The 13,915-nt window shown below is 70.2% G+C and carries 15 protein-coding genes; 10 read left to right on the top strand and 5 right to left on the bottom strand.

All coding sequences use genetic code 11. The features are described from left to right. The first annotated feature begins 24 nt into the window (after positions 1–24). The 10 genes from RSP45_RS10460 to RSP45_RS10415 all read left to right on the top strand — a co-directional run bounded on the left by RSP45_RS10460 (position 25) and on the right by RSP45_RS10415 (position 9,079). Positions 25–1,806: an IlvD/Edd family dehydratase gene (locus RSP45_RS10460; RefSeq protein WP_415391900.1), complete on the top strand. Its 1,782-nt coding sequence runs from the start codon at positions 25–27 to the stop codon at positions 1,804–1,806. Between the two features lie 33 nt (positions 1,807–1,839). Continuing rightward, positions 1,840–2,577 carry an SDR family oxidoreductase gene (locus RSP45_RS10455; RefSeq protein ID WP_415391899.1) on the top strand — a complete coding sequence of 246 codons (738 nt, stop codon included), beginning with the start codon at positions 1,840–1,842 and terminating at the stop codon, positions 2,575–2,577. After that, positions 2,577–3,347: an SDR family oxidoreductase gene (locus RSP45_RS10450; RefSeq protein WP_415391898.1), complete on the top strand. Its 771-nt coding sequence runs from the start codon at positions 2,577–2,579 to the stop codon at positions 3,345–3,347. The genes RSP45_RS10455 and RSP45_RS10450 overlap by 1 nt, the downstream gene beginning before the upstream one ends. Positions 3,348–3,368: 21 nt before the next feature. Continuing rightward, a complete protein-coding gene (locus tag RSP45_RS10445; protein ID WP_415391897.1) occupies positions 3,369–4,277 on the top strand; it encodes an NAD(P)-dependent oxidoreductase in 909 nt (302 codons plus the stop codon). Further along, a complete protein-coding gene (locus RSP45_RS10440) occupies positions 4,274–4,987 on the top strand; it encodes a GntR family transcriptional regulator (protein WP_415391896.1) in 714 nt (237 codons plus the stop codon). Before RSP45_RS10445 ends, RSP45_RS10440 begins: the two co-directional genes overlap by 4 nt. After that, positions 4,984–5,895: a 2-dehydro-3-deoxygalactonokinase gene (locus tag RSP45_RS10435; protein ID WP_415391895.1), complete on the top strand. Its 912-nt coding sequence runs from the start codon at positions 4,984–4,986 to the stop codon at positions 5,893–5,895. The genes RSP45_RS10440 and RSP45_RS10435 overlap by 4 nt, the downstream gene beginning before the upstream one ends. Continuing rightward, complete coding sequence (locus RSP45_RS10430; RefSeq protein WP_415391894.1) at positions 5,892–6,497, top strand: 2-dehydro-3-deoxy-6-phosphogalactonate aldolase; 606 nt, start codon at positions 5,892–5,894, stop codon at positions 6,495–6,497. The genes RSP45_RS10435 and RSP45_RS10430 overlap by 4 nt, the downstream gene beginning before the upstream one ends. 97 nt (positions 6,498–6,594) lie before the next feature. Next, positions 6,595–7,566, top strand: coding sequence for a D-erythronate dehydrogenase (denD, locus tag RSP45_RS10425; protein ID WP_415391893.1), 972 nt, complete (start codon positions 6,595–6,597; stop codon positions 7,564–7,566). Continuing rightward, a complete protein-coding gene (locus RSP45_RS10420; RefSeq protein WP_415391892.1) occupies positions 7,566–8,348 on the top strand; it encodes a GntR family transcriptional regulator in 783 nt (260 codons plus the stop codon). The genes denD and RSP45_RS10420 overlap by 1 nt, the downstream gene beginning before the upstream one ends. Beyond that, positions 8,345–9,079 (top strand): SDR family oxidoreductase, encoded by a 735-nt coding sequence (locus tag RSP45_RS10415; RefSeq protein WP_415391891.1) that lies wholly within the window; start codon positions 8,345–8,347, stop codon positions 9,077–9,079. Before RSP45_RS10420 ends, RSP45_RS10415 begins: the two co-directional genes overlap by 4 nt. Positions 9,080–9,170: 91 nt before the next feature. On the opposite strand, the gene RSP45_RS10410 is transcribed toward RSP45_RS10415, so the two are convergent. From RSP45_RS10410 to hutU, 5 genes are all read right to left on the bottom strand, one after another. Further along, the gene (locus tag RSP45_RS10410) at positions 9,171–9,947 is read right to left on the bottom strand and encodes an amino acid ABC transporter ATP-binding protein (RefSeq protein WP_415391890.1); all 777 of its coding nucleotides are present in this window, start codon (positions 9,945–9,947) and stop codon (positions 9,171–9,173) included. Between the two features lies 1 nt (position 9,948). Continuing rightward, positions 9,949–10,611, bottom strand: coding sequence for an amino acid ABC transporter permease (locus tag RSP45_RS10405; protein WP_415391889.1), 663 nt, complete (start codon positions 10,609–10,611; stop codon positions 9,949–9,951). Then, a complete protein-coding gene (locus tag RSP45_RS10400) occupies positions 10,611–11,258 on the bottom strand; it encodes an amino acid ABC transporter permease (RefSeq protein WP_415391888.1) in 648 nt (215 codons plus the stop codon). Before RSP45_RS10400 ends, RSP45_RS10405 begins: the two co-directional genes overlap by 1 nt. A gap of 69 nt (positions 11,259–11,327) precedes the next feature. Further along, positions 11,328–12,143 carry a transporter substrate-binding domain-containing protein gene (locus RSP45_RS10395; RefSeq protein ID WP_073065197.1) on the bottom strand — a complete coding sequence of 272 codons (816 nt, stop codon included), beginning with the start codon at positions 12,141–12,143 and terminating at the stop codon, positions 11,328–11,330. 91 nt (positions 12,144–12,234) lie between these two features. Further along, on the bottom strand, positions 12,235–13,914 hold the full coding sequence (gene hutU, locus RSP45_RS10390) for a urocanate hydratase (RefSeq protein WP_073065200.1): 1,680 nt from the start codon (positions 13,912–13,914) through the stop codon (positions 12,235–12,237). Position 13,915 lies beyond the last annotated feature (1 nt).

The following is a 13,915-nucleotide window of genomic DNA, read 5'->3' as shown; positions in this document are numbered from 1 at the left end:
GCCGGCCCAGCCAGGGATTCCATCATGTCCGATACCCGCGCCAACAAACGCTTCCGCAGCCAGGAATGGTTCGACAACCCCAACAACCCCGGCATGACCGCGCTGTATCTGGAACGCTACCAGAACAGCACCTACACGCGCGAGGAATTGCAGTCCGAACGCCCGATCATCGGCATCGCCCAGACCGGCAGCGACCTGGTGCCCTGCAACAAGATCCACGTGTTCCTGATGGACCGCATCAAGGCCGGGATCCGCGACGCCGGCGGCATCCCGATGGAGTTCCCGGTCCACCCGATCCAGGAAACCGGCAAGCGCCCGACCGCGGCGCTGGACCGTAACCTCGCCTATCTGGGGCTGGTCGAGGTGCTGCACGGCTATCCGCTGGACGGGGTCGTGCTGACCACCGGCTGCGACAAGACCACCCCGGCGATGCTGATGGGGGCGGCGACCGTGGACATTCCGGCGATCACCCTGAACGGCGGCCCGATGCTGGACGGCTGGTGGCAGGGCAAGCGCGCGGGTTCCGGCACCATCGTCTGGGAAAGCCGCCGCCTGCTGGCCGAGGGGCGCATCGACTACCCCGAGTTCATCCAGCGCGTCTGCGCCAGCGCGCCCTCGCTGGGTCATTGCAACACCATGGGCACCGCCAGCACCATGAACGCGATGGCCGAGGCGCTGGGGATGTCGCTGCCCGGCTGCTCGGCGATCCCGGCGCCGTTCCGCGAACGCATGGGCATGGCCTATGAGACCGGGCGCCGCATCGTGCAGATGGTGCTGGACGACCTCAAGCCCTCGGACATCCTGACCCGGCAGGCGTTCGAGAATGCGATCGTGGTCAACACTGCCATCGGCGGCTCGACCAACGCGCCGCCGCATCTGCAGGCCATCGCCCGCCACGCGGGGGTCGAGCTGGACGTGCGCGACTGGGAAACCATCGGCTTCGACCTGCCGCTGCTGGTCAACATGCAGCCTGCCGGGGAATATCTGGGGGAAAGCTTCTTCCGCGCCGGCGGTGTCGCCGCGGTGATGGGTGAACTGCTGGCCGCGGGCAAGCTGCACCGGGATGCGCTGACCGTGACCGGCCGGACCGTGGCGCAGAACGTGGCGGATATCCGCTCGACCGACCATGCGGTGATCCGGCCGTTCTCGGACCCGCTGCGCGAACATGCCGGGTTCCTGGTGCTGTCGGGCAACCTGTTCGACAGCGCGCTGATGAAGACCAGCGTGATTTCCGAGGATTTCCGCCGCCGCTTCCTGTCCGATCCGGGGCATGAGGGCATCCACGAGGCCCGCGCCATCGTTTTCGAGGGCCCCGAGGATTACCACACCCGCCTGAACGACCCCGAGCTGGCGGTGGACGAAAACTGCATCCTTTTCATCCGCAACGTCGGCTGCGTGGGCTATCCCGGCTCGGCCGAGGTGGTGAACATGCAGCCGCCGGATGCGCTGCTGAGGGCCGGGATCAACCACCTGCCGACGGTGGGCGACGGGCGGCAGTCGGGGACTTCGGAAAGCCCCTCGATCCTGAACGCGTCGCCGGAATCGGTGGTGGGGGGCGGGCTGGCGCTGCTGCAGACCGGCGACCGGGTGCGGCTGGACCTGAACGCGCGGCGCATGGATGCGCTGGTGGACGCGGCCGAATGGCAGGCCCGCCGCGACGCCTGGACCCCGCCCGAGCTGGTGCACCAGACCCCGTGGCAGGAAATCTATCGCCAGAATGTCGGGCAGCTGGCCGATGGCGGCTGCCTCGAGCTGGCCACCGCCTATCACCGGGTGGCGCAATCGCTGCCCCGCGACAACCACTGACCCCTTGCCTGCACAACCACGGAAAGGCCCGCCATGGCGAACACCATCATCATCACCGGCGCCGGCAGCGGCATCGGCCGGGTCACGGCGCGGACCTTCCTGGCCGCGGGCTGGCGCGTCGGGCTGATCGGCCGGCGCGAGGAGGCGCTGCGCGAGACCGCGGACGGGCAGGCGGGGGCGCTGGTGCTGCCCTGCGATGTCTGCGACGCGGGCGCGGTGGATGCGGCCTTTGACCGGGCGGCGGCGGAATGGGGGCGGCTGGATGTGCTGTTCAACAACGCCGGCACCGGGCTGGTCACCCAGACCCCGGACGAGGTGGACCCGGACGAGTTCCGCCGCGTGATCGAGGTGAACGTGAACGGGGTGTTCATCTGCGCCCGCGCCGCCTTTCGGGTCATGCGCGCCCAGGACCCGCAGGGCGGGCGGATCATCAACAACGGCTCAGTCTCGGCCCATGCGCCGCGGCCGGGCTCGATCGCCTATACCACCTCGAAACACGCGGTCACCGGGATCACCCGCTCGGTGTCGCTGGACGGGCGGGCGTTCAACATCGCCTGCGGGCAGATCGACATCGGCAACGCGCTGACCGACATGGCGGTGGCGATGACCAGGGGGGTGCCGCAGGCCGACGGCTCGCTGAAGGTCGAGCCGGTGATGGACGTGCAGGTCGTCGCCGACACGGTGATGCACATGGCCTCGCTGCCCGAGGGCGCGAATGTGCAGTTCGTCACGGTGATGGCCACGAACATGCCCTTGGTGGGGCGCGGCTGATGGGGGCGCTGTCGCTGTTCAAGCTGGACGGGCGGCGGGCGCTGGTCACCGGCGCCGGGCAGGGCATCGGTTTCGCGCTGGCCCGGGGGCTGGCGCAGGCGGGGGCTGCGGTGGTGCTGAACGGGCGCCGCGCCGAAGCGCTGGAACAGGCCGCCGCCACCCTGCGGGCCGAGGGGCTGAACGCCGCCACCCTGGCCTTTGACGTGACCGACGCCGATGCCGCCCGCGCCGCCATCGACGGGTTCGAGGCCGCAACCGGCCCCATCGACATCCTGGTCAACAACGCCGGCATCCAGCACCGCGCGCCGCTCGAGGATTTCCCGCCCGAGGCGTTCCAGCGCCTGTTGCAGACCAATGTCGCCAGCCTGTTCAACGTCTCGCAGCCGGTGGCGCGCCACATGATCGCCCGCGGCCGCGGCAAGATCATCAACATCGCCAGCGTGCAGTCGATGCTGGCCCGGCCCGGCATCGCCCCCTATACCGCCACCAAGGGCGCGGTGGCGAACCTGACCAAGGGCATGGCCGCCGACTGGGCGCGCCACGGGCTGCAATGCAACGCGCTGGCGCCGGGGTATTTCGACACGCCGCTGAACGCCGCGCTTGTCGCCGACCCGGCATTCTGCGACTGGCTTGAGCGGCGCACCCCCGCCGGCCGCTGGGGCAAGGTCGAAGAGCTGGTCGGCGCGGCGGTGTTCCTGGCCTCGGACGCCTCGTCCTTTGTCAACGGGGCGGTGATCCATGTGGACGGCGGCATTACCGCCACGGTCTGAAACCGGCAAAGGGGGGACGCGATGACCCGGATCCTGGCGGTCGGGCAGTATTCCGACGTCGATGCCGCCGCGCTGGCGGCGATGGGGGCGCTGCCGGCCGCGCTGCGGGCGAGGGTGCACGGCGTCGCCTTCATGGGCCATGAAGGCTTCGGCGCGGCCGAGATGGATCTGCTGCCCGCGCTGCGGGTGATCGCCAATTTCGGCGTGGGCTACGACAGTATCGACGTCGGGGCCGCCACCGCCCGCAAGGTGCTGGTGACCAACACCCCCGAGGTGCTCAGCGACGACGTGGCCGATCTGGCGGTCGGGATGCTGATTGCGCAGTCGCGCGGGTTCGAGGCGGGGATCGCGGCGGTCCGCTCGGGCGACTGGCAGCGCTGCGGCCCGCTGCCGCTGGCGCGGCGGGTGACGGGGCGGCGCGTCGGCATCCTGGGGCTGGGCCGCATCGGGCGCGAGATCGCCGACCGGCTGGCGGGTTTCAAATGCCAGATCCATTACTGCGCCCGCACGCCCCGCCAGACCCCGGGCTGGACCCGCCACGACGACCCGCTGTCGCTGGCCCGTGCCGTCGACGACCTGGTGGTCGCGGTGGTGGGGGGCGAGGAAACCCGCGGGCTGGTCTCGGCCGAGGTGATCGCGGCGCTGGGTCCGGACGGGGTGCTGGTCAACATCGCCCGCGGCTCGGTCGTGGATGAACCCGCGCTGATCGCGGCGCTGGAACAGGGGCGGCTACGCGGCGCGGCGCTGGACGTGTTCTGGAACGAACCGGCGGTCGACCCCCGGCTGGCGGCGCTGCCGAACCTGCTGCCGCTGCCGCATGTCGGTTCCGCGACGGTGGAAAGCCGCGCCGCCATGGGCGAGCTGCAACGGCGCAACCTGTCGGCGGTGCTGGCGGGCCAGGCGGCGGTGACCCCGGTCAACGCGCCATGACCCTGAACCCGGTTCCCGACGCACCCGACAGCGACCTGACCCGCCCGACGGCGCTGGCCCGGCGCCTGCGCCGCGAGATCCTGACCGGCGTGCTGCCCCCCGGCAGCCCGATCAAGGAACGCGACCACGCCGAGCGTCTGGGCGTCAGCCGCACGCCGCTGCGCGAGGCGGTGCGGGTGCTGGCGCAGGAAGGGCTGGTGACGCTGCGCCCGCTGCGCAGCCCCGTCGTCGCCGACCCCGGGCTGGCCGAGGTGCTGGACGAGATCGCCGTGCTGCGCCGGCTGGAACTGTTCGGGGGCGAGCTCGCCTGCGCCCATGCCACCGCCGACGAGATCGCCCATATTGCCCGGCTGGCCGAGGCGGTGGCCCGCGACCACGCCACCGGCGACCGGCTGGACGTGTTCGACTTGGACATGGAGATGCACCGCGCCATCGTCGCCGCCGGGCACAACCCGGCGCTGGCCCGCACCCATGGCGAATATCTGGCGCGGCTGTGGCGGATCCGCTTTCTGTCCGCCAGCACCCGCACCGATGCCGAACGCGTGCTGCACGACCACCGCGGCATGATCGAGGCGCTGGTGGCGCGCGACGCGGCGCGGATGCTGGCCCATATCGATTCGCATTTCGACGGGCTGACCCGCAACGTCGCCACCCATTTCCGCACCGAGGACCGGGAACGGTCGGGCGACACGGCGGAGGATGGGGCATGACCACTCTGGACTGGATCGCCGCCGATTGGGGCACCAGCCGGCTGCGGCTGTGGGCCGTGGGTCGCGACGGCGAGGTGCTGGCGCAGGCGCAATCCCCGGCCGGGATGGGGGCGCTGGCGCCGGCCGCGTTCGAACCGACACTGCTGTCCCTGGCCGGCGGCTGGCTGCCGTCCTCGGGCGCGGTGCCGGTGGTCGCCTGCGGCATGGTCGGCGCCCGTCAGGGCTGGCTCGACGCCGGTTATCGCGCGGTTCCCTGCCCGCCGCTCGCGCCGCCGCTGGCGCGCGCGCCCACCAGCGACCCCAGGCTCTCGGTGTGGATCGTGCCCGGGTTGTCGCAATTGAAACCTTCGGCCGATGTGATGCGGGGCGAGGAAACCCAGATCGCCGGGGTGCTGGCCGCCCGTCCCGGCTGGGACGGGGTGGTCTGCCTGCCCGGCACCCACAGCAAATGGGCCGAGGTCTCTGCCGGCGAGGTGGTCAGCTTCCGCAGCTTCATGACCGGAGAGCTGTTCGCCCTGCTGTCGGCGCAATCGGTGCTGCGCCACGGGATCGCGACGCAGGATGCGGACCCCGGCGCAGAGTTCGACGCCGCGGTGGCCGAAACCCTGTCGCGCCCGCAGGCGCTGGCCGCGCGGCTGTTTTCCCTGCGGGCCGAGGCGCTGCTGGAGGGGCTCGACCCCGCTACCGCCCGCGAACGCCTGTCGGGCTGGCTGATCGGCGCGGAACTGGCCGCCGCCCGCCCGTGGTGGCTGGGCCGCGAGGTGGTGATCGTCGGCGACGCGCTGGCCGGCGCCTATGCCCGCGCGCTGGCCGCGCAAGGGGTGCAGGCGGCAAGGATGCGCTCGGACAGCGTGACGCTGGCCGGGCTGGCCATGGCCCGCGCCCTGCTGCGAAAGGACGGGACATGAGCCGCAACCTGATCGCCATCCTGCGCGGGATCACCCCGGCCGAGGTGCTGGACCACGCCGCCGCCCTGCTGGACGCCGGGATCGAGGCGATCGAGGTGCCGCTGAACTCGCCGCAGCCCTGGGACAGCATCGCGCGGCTGCTGGAGCGCCACGGCGCGCAGGCGCGGATCGGGGCGGGAACGGTGCTGACCGTCGCGCAGGTGCAGCGGCTGGCGGGGATGGGGGCGCGGCTGGTGGTCTCGCCCGACTGCAACCCGGCGGTGATCGCAGCCACCCGCGCGGCGGGGATGGAAAGCTGGCCCGGGGTGATGACCCCGACCGAATGCCTGTCGGCGATCGCCGCCGGGGCGACGGGGCTGAAGCTGTTCCCGGCCTCGATCATCGGGCCGGGCGGGCTCGCGGCGATCCGTGCGGTGCTGCCGCCCGCGCTGCCGGTCTATGCGGTGGGCGGCGCCGGGCCGGGTGATTTCGCCGCCTGGCGCGCGGCCGGGGCCGCGGGCTTCGGCATCGGCTCGGCGCTTTACCGCCCGGGGCAGACCCCGCAGCAGACCGCCGCCGCCGCCGCCACGGTGGTCGCCGCCTGGGAGGCCTGCGCCCGCTGAGCAGCCGCGCAACCGGGAATTGCCCCTTGTCCCCCTCGGACTCTCTTGCACAACCGTGCCAAGCCGCTAACGTATACATAAACGGTAAGAGGGGCTCATGGACATCCTGATTCTTGGCGCTGCCGGCATGGTCGGGCGCAAGCTGGCAGAGGCATTGCTGGATACAGGGCGGCTTGGCGAGGGCGAGATCGCCCGGCTGATGCTGTTCGACGTGGTGCCCTCGGACCTGCAATCGCGCGGCGCCGTCGCGGTCGAAACCCGCGCCGGCGACATCTCCGACCCGGCCACGGTGCAGGCGCTGGTGGCGCAGCGCCCCGATGTGATCTTCCACCTCGCCGCCATCGTCTCGGGCGAGGCCGAGGCCGATTTCGACAAGGGCTACCGCATCAACCTGGATGGCACCCGCCTGCTGTTCGAGGCGATCCGCGCCCAGCCCGACTATCGCCCGCGCGTGGTCTATACCTCGTCCATCGCGGTGTTCGGCGCCCCCTTTGCCGAGCCGATCACCGACGACTTCGTGCCCGCGCCAATGACCAGCTACGGCACCCAGAAGCTGATCGGAGAGCTGCTGCTGAACGACTATACCCGCCGCGGCATCTTCGACGGCATCGGCATCCGGCTGCCCACCATCGCCGTGCGCCCCGGCAAGCCGAACAAGGCTGCCTCGGGGTTCTTTTCCGGCATCATCCGCGAGCCGCTGGCCGGGGTCGAGGCGGTGCTGCCGGTCGAGGACGACGTGCGCCATTGGGTCGCCAGCCCCGCCGCCGCCACCGGGTTTCTGCTGCACGCGGCGACCATGGATCTGGCGCCGCTGGGCGCACGGCGCTGCCTGACCATGCCCGGCCTGTCGATCAGCGTGGCCGAGATGATCGCGGCGCTGCGCGAGGTCGCGGGCGACGATGTGGCGGCGCTGATCCGGCGCGAACCCGACGCCACCATCCGCGGCATCGTCGCGGGCTGGCCGCGCGACTTTGCCCCCGACCGGGCGCTGGCTGCGGGATTCACTGCCGACGCCAGTTTCCAGGACATCATCCGCGCCCATATCCGCGACACGGCGGCAGGCGGCTGATGGCGGCGGCGCGCGAGGTCAGGCCCGCCAGCCCGCGCCGGGGGGTCCGCCACCACCCGACGCTGGCGGGGCTGGCCGAGCTGCCCGCGCGCGACCGTGCCTATCAGGACCTGCGCTATCGCATCCTGACCGGGCGGCTGGCCCCCGGCACCACGCTGCTGGAAACCGAACTGGCCGCGCTGCTGTCGCTGTCGCGCACCCCGGTGCGCGAGGCCGCGATCCGCCTGGCCGAGGAGGGGCTGCTGGAAATCCGCCCCCGCCACGGCATCACCGTGCGCAGCCTGTCGCCGGGGGATGTGCGCGACATCCTCGACGTGTTCTCGGCGCTCGAGATCAAGGCGGTCGAGCTGGTCGCCCGCCGCGGCATCTCGGTCGCCGAGGCGGCGCGGCTGGACGCACTGCTCGACCGGATGGAGCGCAACACCGCCGCGGGCGACATCGCGCGCTGGTCCGATCTCGACGATGATTTCCATTCGTCGCTGGTGGCGCTGTGCAACAATCCAAGGCTGCAACGCACGCTGGGGGAATACTGGGGCCAGCAATATCTGGCCCGGCAGATGGTGGTGCGGCTGCGGCCGCTGCCGCTGCAATCCGATATCGAGCACCGCGAGATCATGGCCGCGATCAAGGCCGGCGACCCCGCCGCCGCCCGCGCGGCCCACACCCGCCACCGCGACCGCGCCGACCACCTGCAGCTGTCGCTGCTGCACGCGCATCTTTCGGGCGCGCAGCCCGGGCCCGCGCCGATCCCCCGAACCCCCGAGCAAGAGGAAAGCCCATGAACCGCATCGACCTGCAGGGCCGCCGGGCCGTGGTGACCGGGGGCGCGCAAGGGATCGGCCTTGCCATCGCCCGCCGTTTCGTCGCCAGCGGCGCCGAGGTGGTGATCTGGGACCGCCAGCAGGACCAGGCCGCGCAGGCTGCGGCCGCGCTGGGTCCGGCGGCCAGCGCCCGCGCGCTGGACCTGACCGACGACGCCGCGGTCGCCGCGGCCGCGGCCGAGGCCGGCGCCATCGACATCCTGGTCAACAACGCCGGTATCACCGGCGGCAACGGACTGTTGTGGGATCTCGACCCCGCGGGCTGGCGGCAGGTGATGGAGGTCAACCTGAACGCGCCCTTCGTGGTCTGCCGGGCGCTGGTGCCGGGGATGATCGCGCGCGGCTACGGCCGCATCGTCAACATCGCCTCGGTTGCCGGGAAAGAGGGCAATCCGAACGCGGCGCATTACTCGGCCTCCAAGGCCGGGCTGATCGCGATGACGAAATCGCTGGGCAAGGAGCTGGCCGGAACCGGGGTCATCGCCAACTGCATCACCCCCGCTGCGGCGCGCACCCCGATCTTCGACCAGATGACCCAGCAGCATATCGACTACATGCTGTCGAAAATCCCGCTGGCGCGGTTCCTGGAACCCGACGAGGTGGCGGCGCTGGTTGCGTGGCTTTCCTCCGAGGACTGCAGCTTCTCGACCGGCGCCGTGTTCGATATTTCCGGCGGCCGCGCCACCTACTGAGCCGGGCGGGCAGGGCGCCCGCCAACGCGGCTGTTTCTTCCTTGCCCAAATATCCCGCGGGGGTCCGGGGGCGCGAAGCCCCCGGTGACGCTCAGATCACGTTCCGCTCGCGATAGGTGCGCAGGAAGGACTGGATGCGCGGGTCCTCGGGCTCGCGCAGGATGCGCGAGGGCACGTCCACGCCGACCAGCTCGCCCGCCTCGAGGAACGCCACCTGGTCGGCGACATGGGCGGCAAAGCCCATCTCGTGCGTCACGACAACCATGGTCATGCCGCCGGCGGCCAGCGCCTTCATCACGTTCAGCACCTCGCCGACCAGCTCGGGGTCCAGCGCGCTGGTGGGTTCGTCGAACAGCATCAGCCGCGGGTCCATCGCCACGGCGCGGGCGATCGCCACCCGCTGCTGCTGCCCGCCCGACAGGCGCGAGGGGTGGTTGCCCATGCGGTCGGCCAACCCGACGCGGGTCAGCGCCTCGGCCGCGCGTTCCATCGCCTCTGCCTTGCGCATCCCGCGCACGCGGATCAGCCCTTCGGCCACGTTTTCCTGGGCGGTCATATGCGGCCACAGGTTGAACTGCTGGAACACCATGCCGATGGTCGAGCGCATCTGGCGCAGGCGGCGGGGGGCCATACGGCGGCCGCCGGGGGTCTCGTAGCCGATCAGTTGCCCGTCGATCAGCACCTCGCCGGAATCGTATTCCTCGAGGAAGTTGATGCAGCGCAGCAGCGACGACTTGCCCGAACCGGACGGCCCGATCAGGCAGGTCACCTTGCCGGGCGGGATCGTCAGGTCGATGTCCTTCAGCGCGTGGAACTGGCCGTAGTATTTGTTGACCTTGCGGATCTCGACAGAGGAAGCCTCGACCATCTCAGGTCCTTTCGATCAGGTGGCGGGTGATGCGCCGTTCCAGCCGGCGGCCAAGGCGCGAGATGACCTCGACGAAGGCCCAGAAGAACAGCGCCAGCGTGAAATACCCCTCGAGGAAGGTGAAGGTCATCGTGGCCATGTATTGGGTCTGATACATGATTTCGGGCACGGTGATGATCGACAGGATCACGGTTTCCTTGGTCAGGATGATCGAGAAATTGATCAGCGCCGGCAGCGCCGACACCAGCCCGACCGGCAAAAGGATGCGGCGCACGATGGCCATTTCGGTCATGCCGATGGCGCGGCCGGCCTCGATCAGCCCGGGGGGCACGGCGCGGAACGCCGAGCGGAAGATTTCCGCGAAATAGGGGCTGCCGTAGATGGTCAGGCCCAGCAGCCCGGCGGGCAGCGGGTCCAGCCGCAGCCCGATCATCGGGCCGCCGTAATACAGCAGGAACAGCTGCACCAGGAACGGCGTGCCGCGGATCAGCTCGATATAGGTCTGCAGCGCCCAGCGGACGCTGCGGCCGCCATAGCGCTGCGCCACCGCGATCAGCAGCCCCAGGGCTGCGCCGAACACCGTGCCCAGCAGCCAGCAGATGATGGTCAGTCGGAACCCCGCCAGCAGCCGCGGCCCGTATTCACTGAAGATCGACAGGTCCATCACACGGCCATCCTGTGTTCGAGCCAGCGCCCCAGCGCCGCCAGGCAGAGGTTGATCGCCAGATACAGGCACGCCGCGGCCAGATACGCCTCGAGCGGGCGGAAGGTCACCCCGGCCTGCGCCTGGCTGGCGCGGGTGATCTCCATCACCCCCACGACCGAGACCAGCGAGGACGCCTTGACCAGCAGGATCAGCTCGTTGATCAGCTGCGGGATCGACAGGGCGACGGCCTGCGGCAGGATGATGCGGGTCCAGCTGTCGCGGGGGCGCATCCCGATGGCGATGGCGGCCTCGGTCTGGCCCTTGGGCAGCGCCATGATCGCGCCGCGCCAGATTTCCGAGATATAGGCCGAGGCGACGATCGCGGTGGTCATCACCGCCGCCACGATGGCGGGCACGTCGATCCCGATCACCGGCAGCAGGAAGAACACCACCAGCAGCTGCACCAGCATCGGCACGCCGCGCAGATAGCTGACCCAGACGGCGGCCACGGTACGCCAGACGCGCGATTTCGACAGCGCCAGCACGCAGACAAAGGCGCCGATCACCAGCCCCAGCGCGATGCCGAGGCCCGAGACCAGCAACGTATAGCGCGCGGCCATCGTCAGCGGCCAGAAGGCGTCAAGAAAGCTCGATAGGGAAAACATCGTTCCTCGCCGCGGTTGGGGGTGCGGGCGGGGGATGGTGCCCCCGCCCGCGCCTGGTCCGTGGGCCGATCAGTTCTTCGGCACTTCGCGGGGCAGTTCCGTATAGGCGCCCAGCCATTTTTCCTGGATGTCCTTGACGCGGCCGTCGTCGGTCATCTTCAGCAGGGCGGCGTTGATCGCCTCGGCCAGGCTGGCGCTGTCGTCGCCGGGGCGCAGCACCCAGGCGAAATAGGTCGGCTCGCCGAACTGCGCCGGCTCGAACAGCGCGAACTGCTCGGGGCGGGCCTTCACCAGCGTGGTGGCGTTGGGCATCGAGGCCGCCACCGCGTCCAGCCGCCCGGCGGCCAGATCGGCAAAGGCTTCGTCGTTGGTGCCGTATTCCTTGACGGTCACGCCGCCCAGGCTGTCGCCGAACGCCTGCAGCTGCTTGAACTGCGCGGTGCCCTGCTGGACGCCGACGGTCTTGCCGGCGATGTCCTCGGGCTTGACCAGATCCGACCCGGCCGGCTTGATCAGCGACACGGTGGCATCGGCGATCGGGATGGTGAAGGTGTAGCGCTCAAGCCGCTCGGGGGTGATGGTCACCGGCGCGATCACGATGTCGAACTTGCCGACCTCGAGCCCCGGCAGCTCGGCCGTCCACGGGATGTCCTGATACACCGGCTCGACCCCCAGCTCGGCGGTGACGCCGTCGAACAGGTCCTTGGTCATGCCCTGGTATTCGCCGTTCACGATCATGTCGAAGGGCGCATAGTGCATGTCGGTGGCGGTGACGATCTTGCCCGCGGCCTTCACGTCGGCCAGCTGGTCGGCCATCGCCGGGACGGCAAGGGTCAGCGCGGTCAGGCCAAGCAGCGCGGCCTTGATCGATTTGGTCAGTGTCATGGTGTTCCTCTCCCTGTGTAAGAACCGGCGATGATCGCCGGCGCAGTCTGGCGCAAGCCGCGCCGCCGGTAAACAGCGGCGCGGGCGCATGTCAAAGGATCGCGGGCAGGTTCAGCCCGTGTTCGCGGGCGCAATCCAGCGCGATCTGATAGCCCGCGTCGGCGTGACGCATCACGCCGGTTGCAGGGTCGTTCCACAGCACACGGGCAAGGCGACGGTCGGCATCTTCCGTGCCGTCGCAGCAGATCACCATGCCCGAATGCTGGGAAAATCCCATGCCGACGCCGCCGCCGTGGTGCAGCGACACCCAGGTCGCCCCCGATGCGGTGTTCAGCAGCGCGTTCAGCAGCGGCCAGTCGCTGACCGCGTCCGAGCCGTCCTGCATCGCCTCGGTTTCCCGGTTGGGCGAGGCGACCGAGCCCGAATCCAGATGGTCGCGGCCGATCACGATGGGGGCCTTCAGCTCGCCGTTGCGGACCATTTCGTTGAAGGCCAGCCCCAGCCGGTGGCGGTCGCCCAGACCCACCCAGCAGATCCGCGCCGGCAGGCCCTGGAAGCTGATGCGCTCGCGCGCCATGTCCAGCCAGTTGTGCAGGTGCTTGTCGTCGGGGATCAGTTCCTTGACCTTCTGGTCGGTCTTGAGGATGTCCTCGGGGTCGCCCGACAGCGCCGCCCAGCGGAACGGGCCGATGCCCTTGCAGAACAGCGGCCGGATATAGGCAGGGACGAAGCCGGGGAAGGCAAAGGCGCGCTCGAACCCCTCCTCAAGCGCCATCTGGCGGATGTTGTTGCCGTAATCGACGGTGGGGATGCCGGCGTCGTGGAAGGCCACCATCGCCTCGACCTGGATGCGCATCGACCGGCGGGCGGCTTGTGCCACCGCCTTGGGCTCGGTTTCCTGCCGCGCGCGCCATTCGGCCACGGTCCAGCCCAGCGGCAGATAGCCATGAACCGGGTCGTGGGCCGAGGTCTGGTCGGTGACGATATCGGGGCGCACGCCGCGCTTGACCAGCTCGGGGAACACCTCGGCGGCGTTGCCGATCAGCGCCACGGATTTCGCCTCGCCCGCCTTGGTCCAGCGGTCGATCATCTCCAGCGCCTCGTCCAGCGAATGCGTCTTTTCATCGACATAGCGGGTGCGCAGGCGGAAATCGGCGCGGGTCTCGTCGCATTCGACCGCAAGGCAGCAGGCCCCGGCCATGACGGCGGCCAGCGGCTGTGCGCCGCCCATGCCGCCCAGCCCGGCGGTCAGCACCCATTTGCCGGTCAGGTCGCCGCCGTAATGCTGGCGCCCGGCCTCGACGAAGGTTTCGTAGGTGCCCTGAACGATGCCCTGCGACCCGATATAGATCCACGACCCCGCGGTCATCTGGCCGTACATCGCCAGACCCTTCTTATCGAGCTCGTTGAAATGGTCCCAGTTCGCCCAGTGGGGAACGAGGTTCGAGTTCGCGATCAGCACCCGCGGCGCGTCCTTGTGGGTCTGGAACACGCCGACCGGCTTGCCCGACTGCACCAGCAGCGTCTGGTCGGATTCGAGGCCCCGCAGGCTGTCCACGATCAGGTCGAAGTCCTTCCACGTCCGGGCGGCGCGGCCGATGCCGCCATAGACCACCAGCTCATGCGGGTTCTCGGCCACATCGGGATGCAGGTTGTTCATCAGCATCCGCAGCGGCGCCTCGGTCAGCCAGGATTTCGCGGTGATCTCGGTGCCGGTGGCGGGGTAGATATCGCGCGCGTTGTGGCGCGGGTTGGCGGTGGGTTTGTCCATG

Origin of the sequence: Paracoccus sp. SJTW-4 (assembly GCF_047716885.1) — a bacterium.
Taxonomy (GTDB): Bacteria; Pseudomonadota; Alphaproteobacteria; order Rhodobacterales; family Rhodobacteraceae; genus Paracoccus; species Paracoccus solventivorans.
The sequence above is the reverse complement of the archived record's forward strand: the minus strand, read 5'-3'. Positions and strand labels throughout refer to the sequence as shown.